The organism is Kistimonas asteriae, from assembly GCF_018263925.1.
Taxonomy (GTDB): Bacteria; Pseudomonadota; Gammaproteobacteria; order Pseudomonadales; family Endozoicomonadaceae; genus Kistimonas; species Kistimonas asteriae.
In genome coordinates this window covers 32871-55251 of record NZ_JAEVHF010000004.1, presented here as the reverse complement: position 1 = coordinate 55251, position 22381 = coordinate 32871, and the positions used below count along the sequence as shown (strand labels likewise).

15 protein-coding genes are annotated in these 22381 nt (G+C 51.0%); 5 read left to right on the top strand and 10 right to left on the bottom strand.

The annotated features are described in order from the left end of the window. The first annotated feature begins 74 nt into the window (after positions 1-74). Entirely contained in the window at positions 75-1103 is a 1029-nt protein-coding gene (locus tag KHS78_RS06105) for a DUF2804 domain-containing protein (protein ID WP_211826182.1), read from the top strand. A gap of 75 nt (positions 1104-1178) precedes the next feature. Here the strand turns inward: KHS78_RS06105 and KHS78_RS06100 are convergent, their stop codons facing one another. Further along, positions 1179-1499 carry a phasin family protein gene (locus tag KHS78_RS06100; protein WP_211826180.1) on the bottom strand — a complete coding sequence of 107 codons (321 nt, stop codon included), beginning with the start codon at positions 1497-1499 and terminating at the stop codon, positions 1179-1181. A 95-nt stretch (positions 1500-1594) separates the two neighbouring features. After that, a complete protein-coding gene (locus KHS78_RS06095; RefSeq protein WP_211826178.1) occupies positions 1595-2272 on the bottom strand; it encodes a GNAT family N-acetyltransferase in 678 nt (225 codons plus the stop codon). 79 nt (positions 2273-2351) lie between these two features. On the opposite strand from KHS78_RS06095, the gene KHS78_RS06090 reads away from it, so the two are divergent. Further along, positions 2352-3005: an HAD family hydrolase gene (locus KHS78_RS06090; RefSeq protein ID WP_211826176.1), complete on the top strand. Its 654-nt coding sequence runs from the start codon at positions 2352-2354 to the stop codon at positions 3003-3005. Here the strand turns inward: KHS78_RS06090 and KHS78_RS06085 are convergent. Beyond that, positions 2997-3764 (bottom strand): thiopurine S-methyltransferase, encoded by a 768-nt coding sequence (locus tag KHS78_RS06085; protein WP_211826174.1) that lies wholly within the window; start codon positions 3762-3764, stop codon positions 2997-2999. The genes KHS78_RS06090 and KHS78_RS06085 overlap by 9 nt on opposite strands. Before the next feature lie 324 nt (positions 3765-4088). Here KHS78_RS06085 and KHS78_RS06080 point away from each other — a divergent pair, with 324 nt between their 5' ends. Continuing rightward, positions 4089-5576, top strand: coding sequence for a C69 family dipeptidase (locus KHS78_RS06080; protein WP_211826172.1), 1488 nt, complete (start codon positions 4089-4091; stop codon positions 5574-5576). A gap of 207 nt (positions 5577-5783) precedes the next feature. On the opposite strand, the gene KHS78_RS06075 is transcribed toward KHS78_RS06080, so the two are convergent. The 4 genes from KHS78_RS06075 to KHS78_RS06060 form a co-directional block, all read right to left on the bottom strand. Further along, complete coding sequence (locus tag KHS78_RS06075; protein WP_211826167.1) at positions 5784-6227, bottom strand: arsenate-mycothiol transferase ArsC; 444 nt, start codon at positions 6225-6227, stop codon at positions 5784-5786. Positions 6228-6329: 102 nt separating this feature from the next. Continuing rightward, positions 6330-6677, bottom strand: coding sequence for a hypothetical protein (locus tag KHS78_RS06070; RefSeq protein WP_211826165.1), 348 nt, complete (start codon positions 6675-6677; stop codon positions 6330-6332). Positions 6678-6858: 181 nt separating this feature from the next. Next, on the bottom strand, positions 6859-7707 hold the full coding sequence (locus KHS78_RS06065; RefSeq protein WP_211826163.1) for a CvfB family protein: 849 nt from the start codon (positions 7705-7707) through the stop codon (positions 6859-6861). A gap of 169 nt (positions 7708-7876) precedes the next feature. Beyond that, on the bottom strand, positions 7877-9718 hold the full coding sequence (locus KHS78_RS06060; RefSeq protein ID WP_211826161.1) for a hypothetical protein: 1842 nt from the start codon (positions 9716-9718) through the stop codon (positions 7877-7879). 378 nt (positions 9719-10096) lie between these two features. Here KHS78_RS06060 and KHS78_RS06055 point away from each other — a divergent pair, with 378 nt between their 5' ends. Then, a complete protein-coding gene (locus KHS78_RS06055) occupies positions 10097-12898 on the top strand; it encodes a M16 family metallopeptidase (protein WP_211826160.1) in 2802 nt (933 codons plus the stop codon). 36 nt (positions 12899-12934) lie between these two features. Here the strand turns inward: KHS78_RS06055 and KHS78_RS06050 are convergent, their stop codons facing one another. Beyond that, positions 12935-15868, bottom strand: coding sequence for a hypothetical protein (locus KHS78_RS06050; RefSeq protein WP_211826159.1), 2934 nt, complete (start codon positions 15866-15868; stop codon positions 12935-12937). Between the two features lie 219 nt (positions 15869-16087). On the opposite strand from KHS78_RS06050, the gene KHS78_RS06045 reads away from it, so the two are divergent. Then, positions 16088-16300, top strand: coding sequence for a hypothetical protein (locus KHS78_RS06045; protein ID WP_211826158.1), 213 nt, complete (start codon positions 16088-16090; stop codon positions 16298-16300). 91 nt (positions 16301-16391) lie between these two features. On the opposite strand, the gene KHS78_RS06040 is transcribed toward KHS78_RS06045, so the two are convergent. Then, positions 16392-17897: a hypothetical protein gene (locus KHS78_RS06040; protein ID WP_211826157.1), complete on the bottom strand. Its 1506-nt coding sequence runs from the start codon at positions 17895-17897 to the stop codon at positions 16392-16394. 146 nt (positions 17898-18043) lie between these two features. Then, entirely contained in the window at positions 18044-22366 is a 4323-nt protein-coding gene (locus KHS78_RS06035) for an SdrD B-like domain-containing protein (RefSeq protein WP_211826156.1), read from the bottom strand. Between the last annotated feature and the right edge of the window lie 15 nt (positions 22367-22381).

The following is a 22381-nucleotide window of genomic DNA, read 5'->3' as shown; positions in this document are numbered from 1 at the left end:
CGGGCAAACCGACGATAACAATCATTAAGCCCGGACAACACGTCCGGGTTCTCTCGCAACAGACAAGACAGATAATGAACGACGCAGTAATGGATCTGATTGATGACCGCGGCAGGGTCAGAACGGGGATATTCAAGCAACCGGTAGGCACGGTTAATTACCGGGATTTCAACCTGAAAACTCCGATGGGGGACAAAGCCGGTAAACTGCGCCGCTGGTTTGGCTTCAACCAGTTCCAGTTTATGTCCATCATCAGTCCGGACATCATTGCCGGCTGTGCCATTGTGGACACCCGTCTGGCGGTTGTCGCCTTTCTCTACCTGTATAACCCCAAAACACGCGCCTTCAAAAACTACCAGTTCAAGGCACCGGGATTCGGCGGTTTTCACAAGACCAGCCTGAGCCCGGATAACGGCGCCTGGCTGTTCCGCTCCGGCGCCAATGAAATTCACATGGCAATCAACCCAGAGACTGGGTTGCGGGAACTGACCGTTCGCCTTAAAGATGGCACGGCCATCGATATGGCCTATTCCGAGCAGGATTTCTCGCCCATGCGCATCTGTACGCCGGCAGACCTGACAGGCTTTGCGTTTACCCAGAAAGTCGCCGGTGTGCGCTGCCGGGGTGAAGTCCGCAGTTCGCAGGGTAACTTTGATCTTGAGACTATCAACGCCTGCGCCACCCTGGACTGGACCGCTGGTTACCTGCGCCGTCGCTGCTTCTGGAACTGGTCCTGCTTCTCCGGCGTACTGGACGATGGACGTGTCATCGGTCTCAACGGCGCCTGCGGTGTCAATGAGACCAGCTATACCGAAAACTGTTTCTGGGTCGATGGCTCACTGAATAAAGTCGACAGCCTGATATTTGATTATGACCCGGCCAATCTGCACGACACTTGGCGTGTGACTTCCGGTGACGGCAAAGTGGATCTGCAGTTCACGCCAGAAGGCTGCCAGGCGGAAAAAAACAATTTCCTGATCATGGCCAGTAATTTCAGTCAGATGTTTGGCCGTTATAATGGGACGCTGACCACCACGGATGGCGAAGTGATCACTATCCGTGATCAGTACGGTTTTACCGAAGAACACTACGCCAAGTGGTAAAAACAACGGACGTAAAAAAGGCCGCCTTTTCAGGCAGCCTTTTTTTGTTATTGGAAGTCGTTCAACCCTGAATGATCAGGCGGACTTCTTCGCAGGTGCGGCTTTCTTTTCAACCGCAGCCAGTTCGCTGACAGCTTTGCTCAGCGCTTCGACCTGATGGGACAGCTCTTCAGTGTCCTTGTCCTTTTCGAGCTTCAGGATATCTCGCACTTTCTCAACAACTTCGCCAATACTGTCTTTGGCCTTGCCTTTGAGTTCATCGATCTTGTCGCTGGCGCGATCACGCACTTTCTCGCCATCAACCACCAGTTCGTCAAAGAAAGCCTTGCCTTCCTGACCTTTTTTCTCGGAACGGGCATAGGCGCCCAGACCTGCCAACCAGATTTTCTCGTACATAACCTGCTCCTCTCTTGTTGTGATTCCAGGTAAACCACCTGACAAGATGATTATATCCCCCTGAAAAAACACCCTGAGTTGACATGAGACAAGGATTACAAAGACAAATGCTCCAGAAGCCCCCGGTCTTCCAGCCGGAAACCGGCCCTGAAATCGAGCATCTGACGCCGTCGTTCATTAAAAAAATAACTGAGTTGCACCAGGGTTCCGGCCACATCAGAGAGTTCCATCCCGGTCATCACAAAGCCAGCTTTCAGCTTGGGGATGATGATGGCATTGTCGGTCGCCAGATGACGACTGCGAACAATCTGTACGCCCTGTGTCTGCAAATGCGCCAGCAGCCAACGTAATAGCTCGGAATAGATGCCTTTCCGGCGCCAGGGTTCCAGCAGTGCACTGCTGGCCATATAAAAGGTCTCTTGGTCTAGCTGCCGCCCCCAGCTCCAGCCGATAAAGGCATCGCCCTGGTAGAGCACGAGATTCAATCGTACCAGGCTGTCGGCATGCTGCTGCCAGCTTTCCAGCGCTTTTTGTTCACTCGCATTCAAGGCTTCCCAGGCAGAAAACGTCAAGGTGTTAGCAAAAACCTGGGCACGATACTGCTCCAGCAGCGGGAGGAATGCCTGGTCATCCAGAATTCCAAAAGAATAATCATCAAACAGCGGAAAGCGGGTTCCGGCGGTATGGGCGATCATCTCGGCATCATTGTTATTACTGTTATTCGTACCTTTGATCATGCCATAGTCAAGAGAGGTGTCGTTACCGTAAATCACAAAATCCCGTCAAAGTCTTGAGTCTACCCGCCCTCAAAACCGATAATCCCCGCTACAGAATAACCGGGAACACCGTGCCATGCCTTTTACACCCGCCGCCGTGCTTTTGGACCTGGATGGCACACTGATTGATACCGAACGTTTCTACCAGCGTATCTGGCAGGCAACGGCCGCGGATTTCCAGATTGACCTTAACGATGCGGTCTACCAGCAATTCATCGGTATCCGCCTGACGGACTGCTTTCAGCTGATCAAGACACTGGGCGGCAACGGCTTTGATTTAGCCGTATTCAAGGAACATCTGGCTGCCCGCGAAACAGAGGGATGGAACACTGGCATTGACTGTAAACCGGGCAGCCGGGAACTCCTGCATTTCCTGCATGAACGTCAGATTCCCATGGCGCTGGTCACCTCGGCCCACCAGGCCAAAATTGACCGGGTAATGGCACATTACCCGTGGTCTGATTATTTCCAGGGCATAGTTTCAGGAGAAATGATCACCCGCCCCAAACCGGCACCTGACGCCTACCAGCTGGCTGCAAAGCAGCTGGGGATAACGCCCTCAGCATGCCTGGCGCTGGAAGATTCCAACACCGGCATGCGTTCGGCACTGACAGCAGGCTGCCACAGCATCATGATCCCAGACCTGAACACACCGGACAGTGATGTACGGGAAAAGGCCAGCAAAATACTGCCAGACCTCTTCAGTGTGATTGACTACCTGTCAAACTGAGCGGTTCATTCGCTCAGCAGGCGCAGGCTTTCGGGTAAGCCAAAACGCGTGCTCGACCAGAGAAGAGACATCAGCACCCGCCATGCGTGAGGGTATTCTCTCAGGCGGTGCAGAACCCAGTAACTTGATATCAAACCATTGCCCATAGAGCAAATCGACCGTATCCGGGCTGACAGCGTAGGGCGGCCCACCTGCCAGTACAGGCGCATAGTCCAACGTGATCAGCAGACCATGCTTCAGCTCCGGCGCCATGGCCATCATCGCTGCCACATAGGCCGGCTGCTGTTCGGAAGGCAAAGCCACCAGCGCAGCCCGGTCATAGAATGCCGTGACATCCACCAGACTCCCAGCGGGTATTATGAAAAAATCCCCCTGGATAATCGTGATATTCTCAGCTTTCCACCAGACATGGGTCTCGGTTTGAGTCGGCACGGGTTGCAAGGTATTGTCTGCGAAAAACGACGCTACCGCCTGCTCCACCAGCTCTGACCCGTACACGTTGCGGTGCTGCCGGGCCAACCAGATCATATCAACCGTTTTCCCGGAAAGTGGCACCAGTACAGACTCATCCTCATCCGCCGCCAGCGTGGGCCAGTAATTGATCAGCAACGGATTCACATCATCACGATGAAACCCGATCTGCCCCTCCGACCAAGCCTGTCCCCAGTCTTTGGTTTCCAATGCTCGTCCCTCTTTAGTGGTAATAACGACAAAAAATAACAACCAAGCGTAACGATAGCGTAACAGCACGGTGCTCATAGATGGCTCTGATTTTGGTGGCGAGTATTATTGATATGCCTCTCAGCCTATACCCAATCAGTGCAAATGCCAGTCAGTCCCAGCCTCTCACTGCTGTCCGGACATCCGTTGATACAAATCAACAACATCCTCTCCCAGACCGCGTAGATTGCCCCCATCCGGGACAGGGATGGCTGTCCACACCTTAAGCTCAGGGTCTACCCTGACGACAGCCGATGATAACAGACGGATCACCGGTCGCCTGTCGACCACCCTGGTGATTTACCCACCCCTGCCCGTCAAACTCCTCATTCATCACAACGCCACCTGGAGGCTGCAATCTCCATGACTACATTCAGTAAGAAAATCCTCGCCGTTGCCATCACCAGCGCCATCATGGTGCCGACCGCCCAGGCCTGTACTGCCGTTGCCGTCGGCAAGAATGCCTCGGCCAGTGGTGCCCTGATCATTGCCCGCAACGAAGATTTCTCTATCAATAACTGGGCCAAGCACATGGTCGTGCACCCGCGCCAGACCATCGAAGACGGCACTGTATGGACCCTGTCCAATGGCCTGAAGGTGCCTGCACCCAACGTCTCCTATCGCTACACCAGCATCGCAGACTGGGATGCCTACCAGCACTCCAATGATGGTAAGGTGTTCGAGGAACGGGGCGTCAATGAATACAACGTCGCCATGTCCTCCACCACCAGTGCCGAAGTCAACGACAAGGTAAAGGCGGTTGATCCCCTGGTGGACACCGGCATCATTGAAGAAGTCATGCCTACCCTGATCCTGCCCCAGGCCAAGAGTGCCCGTGAAGCGGTACAACTGCTGGGGCACTATGTTGAGCAATACGGCGCCGGGGAAGGCAATGGCATCCAATTCTCGGACAAAGATGAAATCTGGTACATGGAAATTGGTTCCGGTCACCACTGGATGGCGGTGCGTGTGCCGGACGATCAGTACCTGATCATGGCGAATGGCCTGCGTATTCATGGCGTCGACCTGAATGACAAAAAGAATGTCATGGCCTCCCGTGGCGTCTATGACTTTGTTAAGAAACACAACCTGCTGAAAAATCCGGATCGAAAATCCTTTAACTTCGCCAAGGCGTTCGGTGTCATCAACGATCCTTACAACATTGACCGGGAATGGTTAGGCCAGCAACTGTTGACCCCTTCGGTCAAGCAGAAGCCCCGCCAGGCACAATATCCGCTGTTCATGAAGCCAGATGAAAAGATCAGTGTGTTGGATGTGGCTAACGTCCTTCGGGCGGATTACAAGGGCACCGCACTGGAAGGCAAGTCTGAGCGCCCCATCGGCATCGACCGCCAGGCAGAAAGTCATATCATCGAAATGTACCCTGATATGCCGAAAGAGCTGTCAGCAGTAATCTGGCAAACCGTGGGTACCGTTGAAGACACGGCGTTTGTACCCATCTTTAACGCCATGGATGAAATCCCTCCTGCTTACACGGTGGGTACAGATCAATACGATGACCAGTCCGCTTGGTGGACCTACCGCAGCCTGGGCACCCTGACCAACAAGCACGTGATGGATGGGAAGTATGCACCGGTCGTGCGTTCAGTGTGGGATAACGTTGAAGGACAGTATGTCAATTCCCAGCCCTACATCAACAGCATGCTGAAGACCATGTACAAGCAGGATCCGGACATGGCGATCCAGTTTGCCAATGACTACTCCAATGGTCTGCTAAGCCGCACGCTGGACAAAGCCCGGGCACTGAAATCCCAGCTGATGACTGACCTCACCCGCAGTACGGAGAAGAAGTACAGCCCGGAGGAGTTTGAGAAGATCAAGAATCTCTAACGTTCTGCGAAATATGTTAACACTCACAGTCATGACCGGCGTTATCGGGAATGACTGTGAGAACTCATCACATGACGTGAAATAGGATGATTCACAATCTGAACACATAGTTCTCAAGAGTAGAGCCTACCAATAACTGGTATCGATAGATCGCTATTCAGGCGTAAAGCATCAGCGCTGAAGTGTGTCACTGTAACAATGGATAGATTATTTATTTTTGGCTAATTCAGAGAGTAACTCATCCAACATCTGACTTAATGCCTTTAAAGCTTCTGAGGCAGGCACCTGATCAACATCCTTAACGGCATAATAATGAACAGTCTGAGAATATGAGGGAAAACGTTGTTCCAGCATAGGTTGATGCTCTGTTTTGTCCATTGCAATGATGATGTCTGCATCTACTATATCTTGCTCTATCAGGCTCTGTGGATGCCGTTTCAGGCCTTTGACAGGAATACCTAATGCTTGCAGAGTGCTTACCGCGACTTCTGCCATATTCCCCACATTCCCGGTTACACTGAGATCCTGAAGCAAGGCGCGGGAAGCTGCCTCATAGGGCAGCGCTGCCAACTGGGCATAATGGTTAAAATATTCCTCTGAAAAGCGGCTTCGGTAATAGTTACCCGTACATAAAAATAAAACTTTTTTCATTATTAATACATCTCATTTTCTCAACAAATACGCTGAAAATTAAAACTTGTCAGAAAAAAACAGAGCAACTCACAAGCGCAGAGTATTAGAAAAATTTCGCCTTTATTTTTCAATTCTATTTTTTAACCAGCGAACAACCCAACATACAGAAAACTGACGAACAGAAGACACAACTGAAAGCACACATACGCTGAGATAGAAACCTGTAAAATATAAATCACTCGACTCTCCCCACGCATGTACAGCACCTGTCAATGCAAGCAGCGCAAGCCAGGCAGACAAGAAACCAGCAATACAGGATTTTTTCTGTCTAAGCAGCCCAACCACTGCAACCAGGAACAAGAGACAAACAACCACTAAGGATAAAGGAAAACCGACAGTAATGTGCTCATCCAGCCAAATAAGAGGTGCTAAACCAATCCACGCTATTTCACTCCACAAGGCTGACAAGAGTCAATTTTCCATATTCTTTCTCTAACAACGGAAGTCTTAACTATTCGGACAAAAACTCAAACAATAAGTTCCCACAGAAAATAGAGTGATTATATCAGAAGAAAAAAACGTCATAGAAATCTATTGCCAGCTCTCATAAGGCAGTGACTAAAAGTGACTGCCTTATGAGAAGATAGAATTACGACACCAGGCGAATGCCATCCTTCTCAATGGTAATCAGCCGCTGTTTGTAAAGCGCCCCAATCGCCATTTTGAACGACCGCTTGCTGACGGCAAACTGTTTCTGAATAAGCACAGGGTCACTTTTGTCATTCAGTGGCAAAAAGCCGTGATACTCTTTGACAGCCGCCAGCACCTGTTGACTCAGGTCGGCCATAGCCCCCTTGTCAAAACCCGGTCTGGACAGACAAAGGTCGATTTTTCCATCAGGACGTACCTGCTTGATAAAACCCTGAACACGCTCACCATAGCGGATCGGCTGATGGATATCATTATGGAAGATAACCCCCCAGTGGCAGTCTTCGATAATGGCGGTGTAACCGATATCGGTACGATCCGCAATCAACAGCGATACCGGCTGTCCATCCTGGTAACGGGCAGGCATATCATTCAGGAATTTATCCACCTTGGAAGACGCAACAATCCGACGGGTTCGATCATCCAAATACAGAGCAACAATATAGGAATGCCCTTTGACCATCCGTTGTTTCTGCTCACTGAAAGGCACCAGCAAATCTTTGGGTAACCCCCAATCCAGAAAGGCGCCGGTGGCATTGACCTCAACCGCTTTCAGGCAGGCCAGTTCGCCCACTTGTGCCAAGGGCGTTTCCGTCGTCGCTATCTGGATGTCGTCTGAATCCAGATAAACGAATACCTCAAGCTCATCACCGATCTGCGTACCTTCCGGGACATACCGTTTGGGCAGTAGAATTTCTGCGAACTGGCCTTCCAGGTAAACACCAAAAGGCACCTGCTTTACGACTGTCAACCGATTACGGCGGCCAACCTTTACAACTTTTCCGGGCATGTCTGGATATATCCCATTATGAATGCATAAGCTCAGTATACCATTCTGATAAATGCTGTGACCCAAACCTGATTTAGGTACAATCCGCACAGCCCCCAATTTTATGACTAGACGAACAGGGTTCATAATCACATATGTGAAAATAATTATTTTCTTTATCTAAAGACGATTATCCCTGCCTCTCACAAAACTCAAAAAACCCAGAAATCATATCTAAGAATTCATCATAGCCATGAGACAACATCAGTAGAAAGAATTCCTGAACAGGTTCATTTGCTTCAATACTAAGCCTTATTGCCCGAATAAGACCTGAGAAAAACAACTTTTTTTGACATGATGTGCCCCACGATTCAGCACAGATACCATCTGGATCAGACAACCTATTACAACCGTGCTCTTTTTTCACAACATCACGCATAAAATTCGATATGGTCACTCGACTCAAATTTTCACTAAACTCTTGCGAATATAAGCGTAGGTTCGACAAAAAAACGCTTTTTTCATGACTGGCACTCGAAAAAAAACGACAAATACTTTGTACATTGCTAAATTTCCCCGTGATTCCTTCCACCAATACCGTATCATAATCAGCACCGTCTTCATCGACCTCCCTTTTAAAATCCTCAATATCCAGAGCAGGCCTATTCCAACATAGACAGTCTTCCCCTCCATCAAGGTAAGCTGTGACTGCTTCTCCCATAAAATGGCCGACATTCTGTTGATCAATAGCGCTAAAACACATGAGTAGTCTATTAAAATGTTCTGCTAAATCACCCTGCCCAATTTTAACTAAATAATTAACATAGCGAAGCAAATGATGCGTTAAACAACCAAATCTCGATCCAAGCGTTGGTGGTGTTTCCCCATACTCTGTCACCATAACAGTCGCCTTGAAGCGCTGATCGAACTCTTTTATCGCGTGATCAAATGCTGCTTCAATGCCATCATTTTCCAGATCGCAACGGACTTGATAGGCAATGTTATCCCCATGCTGTGCAAATCGCCCCCCTGTTTTTTTGAGGACCTGAATATAAATTGCCTTATATATTAAATACTGAAATTCATCTACGTATTGAGCTATCACTTTCTCGAACTCATCCACAGAGTTCAGGAACAGCGTTTCATTACTAAAAAGGGACCATTCAGGAAAACGAGCCGCACTTTCTTTCTCACTCAAACAAGCGCTAAACCCAAGCGTTACTTTTGAATCAGCTTCCGGAACAACATCCGTTTTTTCAGATGATGGGCCAGCCCCTCCATGAGGCCGCTGTTTGGCGATGCGCGCGTTGATTTTGGGCCTCAAATCATGTGTCAAAAAATCATTGAATTCAGAGACAATATCAGCAGCCTTGCGACGAAACTGTATTTTCTCAAACTTCGCATTACTTGAAAAATAATCCCTGTTATGTTCGCACATCGACGTGAACTCCAGTACTTTAAATACTTTAGGGATATCCTTTAAGAATTCGATCGCTTGCAGTGTGGGAACAAAAACCATTTGCTCCCATAGAAATGATGGAATAACACCAACACCTCTTTGCCTAAATGAACAATACCCAAAACGGGCGGACATCGGTGGGAGTACTACCTGAAATTGATGTACTTCACCACTCTCTGGCGACTCTCCCAAACTAACCTTTGCTATTGCAGCGCCTGTTATTTTCGATACAAAAAAAACGCGATATGCCTGGAAAAATTCCTGCCAGGAATAGGCATACTGATCCTCGTACTGTTCGAGCGCGCTCATGTTGATAAACAGGCATCCCGCTGCGTTGATCGTTTTGACCGACAGCTTATTCCCAAGCTGCACCAATATAGCAAAACAGTCATGCGGTACTTTGACATGGAATCGTCCCAGATGTGACTCTTTCGCGGTTACTTCTGTCGTCGAGTGTGTATCAGAGCCCTTATCCGGACAAGCGCGCCATAAGGTATCAACCGCTTTATGGAAGAACCCAGAGTCCCCCTTAAAAAAATCCGGTGAAGAGTAAATAACCTCATACCCATTCATTTCTACAGTCTCCTGCGTGCCATATAAATCATCCCTTCACACTCTACCGCTTAACACAACGGTGAATATTTGCTTGTGATGTACGAAAATCGCTTATTTACACACCTTATCCGTAAGCTTTCACTAACATAGTTTCAACGTTGTCTGACGAATTTCCCTAACGACGGGTCATCCACGAACGGAAACCATGAAAGTCCTTCAGAATGCAGGCTATTACCTCCCCCATAAAGCCAACCTTCCCTTGACCTGCCCTCCCACTCAGCTTTTACTAGTACGACAAACACAATTTCCAAGGAACTTACTGACTGATTTGCTGTCTATGATCGTCAGTGATCCTTCCATCTTCATACCCGTTAAGGTAACCAGCAGCACCACACCATGATGCACAAACCAAAACTCAAACAGACCCTGCTTATACTGGCGCTTGGCTCAACACTGCTGGCAGGCTGTAACTCGCTGTCATCCAGCCTGTTATCGACCGACGCCTCAACCGCCGCCATCCAGCAGCTGCCCAAAACCGCCATTGCTTATGAAAAGTTCACGTTGGACAACGGGCTCACCGTCATCGTCCACGAGGATCGCAAGGCGCCGGTTGTTGCCGTCAACCTCTGGTACAAAGTCGGCTCCAAGGATGAAAGCGTCGGCAAGCGAGGGTTTGCCCACCTGTTCGAACACCTGATGTTCCAGGGCTCTGAAAACTACGACGATGAATTCTTCCGTCCTTTTGAAGAAGCAGGCGCTACCGGGCAGAATGGCACCACCAATACCGACCGTACCAACTACTTTGAGACCGTCCCCACCCCGGCACTGGATATGGCGCTATGGATGGAATCAGATCGCATGGGCCATTTCCTCGGAGCCATTACCCAGGAAAAACTGGATCAACAACGGGGCGTGGTAAAGAACGAAAAACGTCAGGGTGAAAACCAGCCTTACGGCAAGGTCTGGAACCGGCTGGCGGAACAGACCTTCCCGGAAGGCCATCCTTACTCCTGGCCTACCATCGGCTATATGGAAGACCTGGATGATGCCGACCTTGAGCTGGTGAAAAACTGGTTCAAAACCTACTACGGTCCGTCCAATGCCGTACTGGTCATGGCCGGTGACATTGACGTTGCCACCGCCCGAGAAAAGGCCAACCTCTATTTTGGCGACATTCCTGCAGGCCCACCGCTGGCAAAGATGGATAGCTGGATCGCCAAGCGCACGGAAGAAAAACGGGATTCCATGCAGGATCGCGTTCCCCAGGCACGGGTCATGAAGGTCTGGAACACTGCGCCCGCTGGCAGTACGGATTCTGAATACCTGTCGCTTGCCTCCGATGTGCTGGCTGGCGGCAAAAATTCCCGTCTGTACAAGCGCCTCGTGCACGATGAGCAGCTTGCCACATCCGTCAATGCATTTGTCTATGACCGCATGCTGGCCGGCCAGTTCATGATCGTTGCCGATGCCAAGGATGGGGTCAGCCTGTCCCATATCGAAGCCATTATTGATGAGGAGCTGGAGAAGTTCCTGAAGAAAGGGCCTACGGAAAAAGAACTTCAGCGGATCAAGTTCAGTCAAGCGGCAGCGTTTGTACGGGGCACCGAGCGGGTGGGCGGCTTTGGCGGCAAGTCCGACATTCTGGCCCATGGCGAGGTCTATTTTGGTGATCCCGGCCACTACCTGAAAAGCTTTGATGCCATGCAAAATGCCACACCGGCCATGATCCGAAAAGCAGCGGATAAATGGCTGAGCAGTGGTGCCTATGTGCTGGATATCACGCCCTTCCCGAATTATGAGCACGCAGCTGAGGGCGCTGACCGTAATAAACTGCCGTCAACCGATGGCAAAGTCTCACTCTCCCTGCCCGCTCTTGAGCGCGCAACCCTGAGCAATGGCCTTAAGGTCGTGCTGGCACCTCGTCACCAGACACCGGTCGTTAGCATGGAACTGCAGTTTGATGGCGGCCTCTCAGGACGCCTGGGCAAACCCGGCCTGCCTGGCCTGACCATGGCGATGATGGATGAAGGCACTGCCAGCAAAACCTCACTGGAGCTGGCTGAAGAGCTGGAAACCATCGGCACATCACTCAGTACCGGTAATGATTTCGACACCTCCAGCATTTACCTGGACAGCCTCAAGGTCACACTGGATCAATCCCTGGCCGTCATGGCCGATGTCCTGACCCAGCCGGCCTTCCGGGAAACGGATCTGGAACGCCTGCGCAGCAACATGCTGGATGGTATCCGCCAGGAAAAAGCCAGCCCCCGCAGCATCGCTGGTCGCATCCTGCCGGAGCTCCTTTACGGCCCGGGCCACGCCTACAACACCCCTTGGAGTGGCAGCGGCAACCTGAGCACCGTCACCTCCCTCTCCCGGGATGACCTGGTGGAATACTGGAAAACCTGGATGCGCCCTGATAACGGGACTCTGATTGTCACCGGCGACACCTCCATGGAAGAACTGCTGCCCAAGCTGGAGCAGGCACTGTCCCACTGGCAGGCGCCCTCTACCCCCCTTCCCGGGAAAACCATCAGCAGTATGCCTGAGCCAGGCAAAGCCACGGTTTACCTGATCGATTACCCGGGAACCAGCCAGTCCACCATCATTGCCTCGCAACTGGTCATGCCCATTGATGATGATAATTCGCTGGCATTCAGCCTGATGAACGACGTTATCGGTGGTCAGTTCACCTCACGGCTCAACATGAACCTCCGTGAAGACAAGCACTGGGCCTATGGTTCCTACAGCTATACCCGCAACGCCCGTGGCCAGCGTCCGTACATGGCAACCGCCTCGGTCCAGATCGACAAGACTGACGAAGCCATGGCGGAAATGCTGAAGGAGTTTCAGGCCTATGTAGGCAAGAAGCCGGCCACCAACGAAGAACTGACCCTGGTCAAGACCAACCGCATCAACAAGCTGCCTGGCACTTATGAAACCAATGGCGCCCTGCTGGGTTCAGTCAGCACTCTGGTGGAATATGACCTGCCCGACAGCCATATGTACGACTATGCCAACCGTGTCGAAAGTACCGGGAAAGAGGTCATTCGGAAAACAGCCAAAACCGCGCTGCATCCGGACCGTTTCACCTGGCTGGTCATCGGTGATCTCAGCAAGATCAAAGCTGATATCGACAAACTGAATATTGGTCAGGTGGTTGTGTTAGACAGGGATGGGAATCCCGTCGCACAGTAGCGATAGTCAGTATCTGATCGTCATCGCCGGTCGCTATCAGGCGGCCGGCGCGCCTTTCGAGGCCTCAGCCTTGGCCAGCAGCTGTTCAAGCTTACGGATCATCTCATTCGCACGCTTCTCGCGCTCTTCAATCCGCTTGAGCGCATCAGCTGCTTTCTTCTGACTTTTCTCTGCTTCAGAAGCTGAGGACTTCGCCTTGCCTTCCTGCGTCTTGGCATTAGATGATGCTGTCTTCGCCTTTTTCTCGTGCTCTACGACACGATCCTGAGTCTGGTTAATTTTCTTTTCCTGACTCGTAATGCGATCACCGGCCAGCTTGGCCTGGCGCTCATGACCAGACACTTTTTCTGCGTCAGTCTTAGCATCTGACGCGAGGCGCTTGACCTGTTCAGCGCTCCCCTCAACACCGCTTTTGAGTTGCTCGGTGGATTCACTGACCGTCCGTGTTCGCTCTTCAAGCTGACTCACCCTGTCAGCATCACCTTTTGCCTGTTCTGCCAGTTGACTGATTTCCTGCGACACCTGATCAACGCTCTGCCGGGTGTGCGCTACAGTCTCTTCGTTGGTCTTGACCCGTCCCAGGCTCTCACTGCTGGCGGTTTCATTGAGTTTGGTCTGTTGCATCATGCGATCAATCGCACTGGTATACTCTTCTGCCCGAAACTTACTGGCAGTGGAACTCTCTTCGTTAGCCCGCGTTTGCTGCAGGCTGCCTTCTGACGCGACAAGATTTTCATCCACTTTGTCACGACTGATACGCGCTTCATTTTCATACGTCTTCGTCTGATTTTTACTCAGCTCAGCGGCTTCTGCGCTAGCCTGCGCCTGCTCCTTGCTGGCTGCAGTGCTTTCCTCATTCGTCTGGCTTTCAAGACGGCTTTGATGACTGGCTTCCTCATGCTTCTTCGCTTCTGTACTGCTATTTCTCGTACTCTGCTCAAAGAACTGCGCCTGTTGTTGGTTTCGCGCCGCCGCGTCAGCTTCTTTCTGGGCTTCGTTGCTACTGGTACGCGTTCTGTCTTCGAACGTCCTGGCCTGATCAAAACTACGACCAGATGCTTCTGCATGTTTCTGAGCTTCCGTACTACTGCTCTGTGCCTGGGTTTCCAGCGCTTTCGTCTGCTCCAGACTACGACCGGCCGTTTCTTCATGCTGCCGGGTTTCGTTGGCGCTCGTCTTCGCCTGCGTTTCATGCATCCTGGTTTCCTCCAGGCTACGCGCAGTCGCCTCCTCACTGTCTTTCGCAGCCTGGCGGCTGGTCAGTGCCCGTTCTTCATGCTGCTGAGTCTGTTGAAGACTACGTGCCGATGAATCCTCATTCTTTTGTGCCTCATAACTGCTGATACGGGCACGCTCTTCATGGGATTGGGTTTCCGTCAAACTCCGGTTGGCCGCCTCAGCACTCTCTTTTGCCTCATCACTACTGGTTCGTGCGCTCTGTTCGTACCCACGGGTCTCCTCAAGGCTCTGGCTGGCATCATCTGCATGCTGACGGCTTTCATTACTGCTCACCAGTGCACGGTCTTCATACGCCTGCGTTTGCGTCAAGCTACGGCCAGCCTCATCCGCATGCTTTTCTGCCTCAGTACTACTGGTTAATGCCCTCTCTTCGTACGCCCTGGTTTGCTCCAGACTACGACTGGTGGCTTCAGCATTCTTTTGCGCTTCTGTCAGGCTGACCTGTGAACGTTGCTCATTAGCCTGGGTTGCGGCCAGACTGCGGGCAGATGTTTCGGCATGTTGACTGGCCTGAGTACTGCTGGCCTGTGCCTGTGTCTCATGCGCCCTGGTCTGATCCAGACTACGACCGGCGGCCTCAGCATTCGCTTGTGCCTCCTGACGACTCACCTGGGCCTGCTGCTCATTCGCCTGGGTTGCGACAAGACTGCGAGTAGAAGCATCTTCATTCTTTTGCGTTTCAGTACGGCTGACCTGGGCGCGTTGCTCATTCGCCTGCGTTGAGGCCAGACTGCGCTTTGATTCATCGTTGTTCTTTTCAATGTCGGCGCTACTGACCTGCGCTCGTTCCTCATAAGCCTGAGTTTGCGTCAGACTACGCGCCGAAGCGTCGGCATTCTCCTGGGTTTTTGTAAGGCTAACCTGAGATTGCTGTTCATTGGCCTGCGTGTTCGCCAGACTCTGCCTGGAATCTTCTGCGTTATTCTGAGTCTCCTGACTGCTGGTGAGCGCCTGCGCCTCATAGGCTTTGGTTTTTGTCAGACTGCGATCAGCGGCATCCGCATGGTTCTGTGTCTCGTTACGACTGCTCAACGCCTGCTCTTCATAGCCCTGAGTCTGATCCAGACTACGCTTGGACGCATCGGCATATTTCTGGGACGCGGTACTGCTGGTCTGCGCCTGCTCTTCATGCAGTCGGGTTTGCTCAAGACTTTGCCCAGACTTCTCCGCATTCTCCTGAGCTACCGTGCTACTGACCTGCGACCGCTGCTCGTTAGCCTGCGTGGCGGCACGACTCTGACTCGACGCATCTTCATGTTTCTGTGCTTCAGAACTACTAGTCTGGGCCCGTTCTTCATGAGCGCGTGTTTGCGCCAGGCTCCGTTTTGACGCATCGGTATTCTTCAGGATTTCCTCACTGCCTACACGTGCTTTTTCTTCATGGCTCTGGATTGACTTGAGACCCGCATCATACTGAGTGCCCGTTTCCGAAACCTGGCGCTCTGATAACAGCTCAACGTTATCCGGATCAGAATCAAATAATCTGACCTCCCCCGTTTCATCGTTGATTTGTACATAGAGGGCTTCTGTTTCAGTGTCATTCGCAGAGAGTGTTGGCAGGGTTGATTCAGTTTCGACTTGGCTGATGTCTCGTTCAGCAACCGCTACTTTATTATCATCAGTCAGACTTAACGACAGGTCTTTAACAACCTGTGGCTCTATATCATATGCCGGTTTTACGCTTCTTGAATCAGAGGTTTTCCCTTCTTCGAGAAGGGGGTTTGTTGACACCAAATCTCTGATAGAACCAGTAGAAATACCACCCGTTCCTGAAATATCTCCCATAATACATCCTGCCTAAGAAATACTTTTCTGGACACACAAATAAAAATATAGCTTTCTAAAACACCAAAATGCACCCTGCATTAATAAAGTCATTCATTAAATCATCAAAATCATACTATTTAGCATCTAGACTGTTAGTAAACGGTCATAGCAAAGAGATAAAACATGGATAAAGAACCTCCAATCATTGAGCTTCCCGTTCGTTCATACAACGGCACATCCCCCGTCGCACTGACCATGTCATTAGATAAAGATGGCGAACCCCGCTATGTCTTAAAAACACAGCAAAAAAATGGCGAGACAGGCCTTTTCGATCTTGAAGATTTATTACGCTACATCAAAACTGAAATGCCAGAGCTATGGGAAAATCAACCTTAAAAAATGACATATTACGATACTGCGACCACAATCAACAGAGTAAGAATCCAAATCATACAAACAACGTTAACAACTCAAAAACAAAACTTATTTAACCGCCTCCTTTCAACGAATTAACACTTCGTTCAAAGGCACTTTTATCTTTTCGCATTTCTTTTCTCAGGGTAGCCTGCTCGCCTTTAACATCTTGCACCTCTTTTTTCTTGGCGGAAATATTGCGCTGTATGTTGTCAAGCTGATCTCTCTGTACCTGAAGCGAGTCCTTTTTATCTTCAAGCATTCTTTCAGCTTCATCATAATGAACAGCAACACCACCCAAATAGACAAATGGGTTTTCAACTTCTTCCTCTTCGCTATCTATCTTTTCCATTTTATTTTGCAGCGTCTTTATTTCAGCTTCCTTCGCCTCAATATCTTTCTTCAATGTCTGTATCTTTTTCTTAAGTGACGATTTCAGGTCTGCATAATCTTTCTCTAACAACGCCAACTCAGTGTCAAGCACCTTGCTTTGCTGTTTGAAGGTATCCGCCTTAGCGTCATAGTCGGTGCGCTCCTCAGCTTGTAGGTCTTTTTGCACCTTATCAGCCACAGGCTTGATCATTTTCAGAAGCATTTTTTCAGCCAACTGATAACTTTTAAGATCCGAAGTGAGCGTAGATATCCTTTGATTTAGCTCATCCCTGCGCTGCAGTGCATCTTCGCTATCAAAATGTTCCAGGAGATCTTCAAGCTCCTGCTTGCACGTTTGCAGTTCAGTTTCCGTATTCTCTATATTCTTTTCCACCGCAGCTAGTTGATCATCGTCGGCATGGGCGGACGGTCCACCGGGTTTGCTCAGATTATGTAAGCGCTCACTGGATTCACGCTTCAGATCCTGTATATGACTTGATGGGTTTGCTATCTTTCCGATTACCCGCGCTTTCAACGCCTTGGGCGAGGGTGCATGCAGAACAAAAGCATCGGCCACTTTGCGCGGCATTTTGTTCATCACCCGGTTGGGCAGGCTAATCACCCAGTCTTTAATACTCTTTCCGAGTGTTTTGGCTTTCTGTGATACATTCGCCGATGCATTGGCCAAACGCTCCTTTAGAGAGACGTGTTCCGTAACCTCTTCACCATCCTCGATGCTTTCCAGCTCAGTGCTTACTCCCTCAATGTCAACGTCGTCATCGTCTATATCCATTTCAGCGAAGACTGACGCTGTATCCAACTCCCTATGATCAATAACTGATGCCGTATCATCCTCAAAATCACCGGGGACTGACTGCGTATCACTGTTAAAGCCCTCGATCAAACCTTCATCCGGTGCAATATCCCTATCCTCCCCTGCGGATGCTCGACGTGTGCTGTCTGATTCAGCTTTCAGCGAATAGGTGGTATCTGTTGCGGTAATCACCCTGTCGTCATGGGATTTTTGAGAGACATTAGGTGAGGGTTGATCCTGCATGTCCGCCATCGCTATCAGCTTGGCTTTCAAGACAGGGTCTGTCACCTTGATGGTTCTATGTTGGTGCGTTACAACCGAATCCCCCTCATGGCTCACTCCGCCAAAAGGTAGACCGCCTGCACCCTGACTTCCGTGTATCGGTGACGTCATTACGATCAGTTCCCTGTTTAAACCACTGCTATCTATTAAGTATTAATGATTACAAGGACAAACAGGCACCTGCGATCTGTTTTTTTGGAATAAAACAGACAGTAAATACCGCATTCTAATTTTATTTAGGCATTAAAATATTCTGGTTATTCAATTTTAATTCGATAACTGACGTCCCCCTCCTCGCCGGGCCTCAATTCACCGCCAAACTGCCAGGCAACCTTTCCGACATAACCTTTGTCATAGCCCCTGACAGGGCTACAGCGCATCCCCTTCGGCAGTACGGACGGACAGCGGATCGTCTCTGACAGTGTGGTGAAAGCAGGCATATCGTCGCTGATTTCCACCTGTGAAATGGGGGTTGTACCCGCATTGGTGAAATGGATGGTGTATTGCAAAATATCACCTGGCTCTGCCTGGTTCGATACTCCTTTCATGTCTCCGCGGGTGATATTCTCCACCCACTTGGTCAGCACCAGCTTGCCACCCTCCTGGTCTGTCACAGTTATGGTATCCACCACGGTTGCCGAGGCAGTTGCTGTGTCACGCATTGGTTGACTCGTACTGGACATATTTCCGGAGCCATTACCAATAGTGGCCGCAAGCGTCAGAGAGAGCTTCAGGCCTTCAGGGGCATTGGCAGGCACAAACACACCCGCCTCGAAGCAGGTGGCCGCTGATCCTGTACTGCCAATCACCATGCTATTGGTGGCAGGCTGCCCTTCCTTATTGCCATTTCCACACAGTGTCTTCTGCAGTGTCACCGGCCAGGAAACGGCTGAGCCATCGTTGGCATTGACCAGCTGTGCCTGTAGATCCACGTTACTGGCAGAGTTACTCTCCAACTGGTGGGGCAAATGAACAAACATGCCCGGTTTCACCGTCCGGTTATGATTCGGCGTTAATGTTAAAGCGGGGGTTCCGTCGATATAACCAAAGCGCAGACTGTTCACTGTCCCTGACTCAACCGTTATCTCAACAGGATTGGTCGTGTGAGCACCAGGCATCAGGCCGGTGAGTGACGCCTGATCCGGCAGAATTTCAACGGTATACCTTCCCGGTACCAGGCTGGGGAAATTAACCTCACCCTTAGCGTCCGTCGTCTGCACGCTGACAACAATCCATTGCTGTAACACTGCATCCCATCTGGACAATTGTGCCTTCACCGGATTCAACGCCGGCTCAGTCGCGGCTTTCTCACCATCATTATTGAGGTCTTTCCAGATCAAGGCCGTAATGGCGCCCGCTCTGACGACGTTGATGTTTTCTCCAAACTCGGACGTGTTGCCTTCTGAATCGATGGCAATGGCGGTGAGGGTTCCGCCCTCACTGATCTGGGCCCCACTCAGGTCAAATCGAAAAAGACTCTGCTTCTGAATCACCTGTTTGCTAACCGGATCCACATAGGAACCCGTGCCTGACGCCAAGTCCTGACCACTGCCTTCCACCTGCTGTAGCAAGTAGCTAAAACCATTGCCATCTTTACGGTAAAACTCGACTGTCACGCCAGGTAAGGCATAGCCTTCGACAACCAGCTGCCCATTATCAATCAGAGCACTGGAGATGACGGGAGCATCAATACCCCGGTTCGGCGCCCTGTCATCATAATTACCGGTATTGGGTGTGCGTCCATCACCCGATGGTTTCTGAGCATTCATCACAAGATCAATGCCCATATTCTCTCTGTTACCCCTGTACAGGTTCCGGGTAATGCGATTGCCTTTCGCAACATAGTTCCGATCCATGCTCACAACCACAACCCCTGGCCCCTGGTTTTCTTCCAGGAGGTTGTTTTCAACCTGTATTTTCTTACCGGTGCCGTCTATTGCCTGCAGCCGTAAACCGGCACCCTCTCTCCCGCCTTGCCCGCCGCGGCGCAATGTGTTGTTGGTAATTGTGAGCTTTTCAGGTGATATCAGGCGCCAACCTTCCAGGACAACCCCCTGCGCGCCATCGATATAATTCCGGTCAATGGTCAGCTCCCGGGACGTATCACTGGCATCGCCTTGCAGCGAAATCGCGTCATCCGTCGAGCTACTGGTATTGTCGATCAACACATTGCGGCGGATCACGCCCGAACCACTGAAATCCATTCCCGTTCGCCGTGTACCTGCAATCAGATTGTGATCCACGGTCACGTAACTGCCCGATATGGACTTGATACCATCCAACAACGACCGTCCTGACAGCCCTTGCCCGGATTTATCCGCCCCAATAAAGGAGTGACTGATCTGACAATCTTGGCATCCCCTACCGACATACACACCGACAATATCGCCGACACCACCGGGCGATGCTAGAAACAGGCGGGTGACCGTCTGCCGGCTACCATTCATGCTGACAATGGGGTTCGTTCCCCGGCTGGGAGATACCAGTTCAAGATCCGGCAGTTCAAAGGCTTCCAGGGTCTCCTGGTTCCGCCCTACCCTTATACCACTCCGGACAAACTGGGATGAAAGCGCCTTCGCTGCCGGCTGGTCAAATTGAAAGGCCGTACCATCCAGAACAATACTGTCCTCATTGAGTACCGGCAGTGACTGCATGAGGTTTATTTGCCAACCCCAGTCATGATTACGGACTACCGCTGGCACAAATCGCATCCGCTTCGTCCCGGCATTCTGGTTGGCGTTTTCGATGAACTGTCTCAGGCTGCCCTGACCACTGTCGTTAACATGGGTGACCACGTCATAACTGAAGCCAAAATCCAGGTTCTTCACACCGTCCGGATGGCTAGCCAGCAGGTTTTTCGGCAACTGGAGGGTATGTTCCCCCAGCCAGATTTCATGGCTGCCCAACGGTATGGCAGGCAGCATCGGACAAAAGTCGCTCGTACACCCGAAGCGGCGGGTTTGCCACAGTGCATCCAGGTCATGCTCAATATCATTAGTCCCAGCGTACCGGCCGCCGTAGCAGGGGCCGGCAGTATCCAGCACCTGGTCTTCGCGCAGCTGACCCTGCTGCTGAACAGTACAACGGCGAAAGGGCCCACCCCAGGTCTGCTCAGCCCAGCGCCCGTGATCACGGGACAGAGAGCGGGACAGAGCGACAATCCGGTAATCGTGCGCCTCTGCCGGTACCGGAAACACATAATTCCCGTTAGCATCGGTATGGGTCAGGATGGCTGGTGTCCAGTTATTCACATCCGGGCGATTCGGATTGAATCCTTTTTCCAGGCGTGCCAAGACGACCGCTGCCCCTTGAATGCCCAGCCGGCGAGCACTTCCTGAAGAAGGCCCTGCTTGCTCTTCAAAGACCCGGCCACTCAACAGGGCGGTTTGAATCTCCACCTCATTGTTTGAATTCTGGTTCTGATACCCGGGCGCCGGTGTCACTGCAGCAATCAGGCTACCGCCATCGACAGCGCCCGCCTTGACCGTTCCTGTCAGGGTCACCTGGATGCTGCTTCCCTTCGGCAGATCCATGCTGACATCCCCGGAACGGCTATGGCACTGCGCACCATTCATCTCGTCCTTACAGTGAACACCATTGCTGTCCGGCTGAAAAAAGCCGGGAGAAATCACCTGCAGCGACACGTCATTGGCGTCCGTATTCCCTTCGTTGCTGGCTTGCAACGTGTAACGCACTTTGCCATCACGATCGAACTCGGTTTTCCCAACTTGCTGAAGTGAAAGATTCACAGGACGGCTGACACGAACATTGCGGATTTCATGACGTGCCCAGTTGGCGCCCGTTGACGCAGCAAACCCCAGCTTCAACCGATGGGGTGGCGCATCTACCTGTACATTGGTCAGAACAGAGTGGAAGCCGCTGCCATCATGCCGATCAAGACTGACCGAGATGCTATAACCATAAGCATCGGGCAATACGGTAATTCGTGCCGTGCGAAGCAGGCGACTCCGGTTGTTGGTAGCCAAAGGGTAAGATAATTGTTGACCTTTCAGGTACCGATATTTTTTCGTTTCGCCTGCTCGAACGACAACTGAATTACTCTGGGGTCTGATACCCCCTTCTCCACCAATTGAGCTACTGAAATTACCAAAACTGTCAAACCCAACGCCCAGGTAAGCAGCCTTCAATCCGGTATATCCCAACCCACCACCGGACTTGCCAATACGGAACTGCCAGTCATTGATACTTTGTAGCAGGAACACGCTGAAGCCATCTGCGGGCCTTTGATCTTGATGACCACTGCCTCCTTCACTCGCAGAGAAATCGAAGGTGATAACCAAACCATCCGACGAAGGAAAATCCTGCTTGAACCAGGTATAACCGCTTTGGTTAGCACGGGGCTTCGTCAATTGCAGCCAACCGTTTCGGGTTTGTGGCCTTGGATTGCCACGATAATTCCAGTCACTAGGCAACCGGCCTTCACTGAAGGATTCATGGATGAACCAGTCACCACTGGTTTCGGACCAGGCCAACCCGGAATACAAGCAGGCAACCAGCACCATCAACGTGGAAAATGCGGTTCCTGTTTGTTTGAACAAGCGCTGCAAAAAATCGGTCATGACTGCCTTACACTG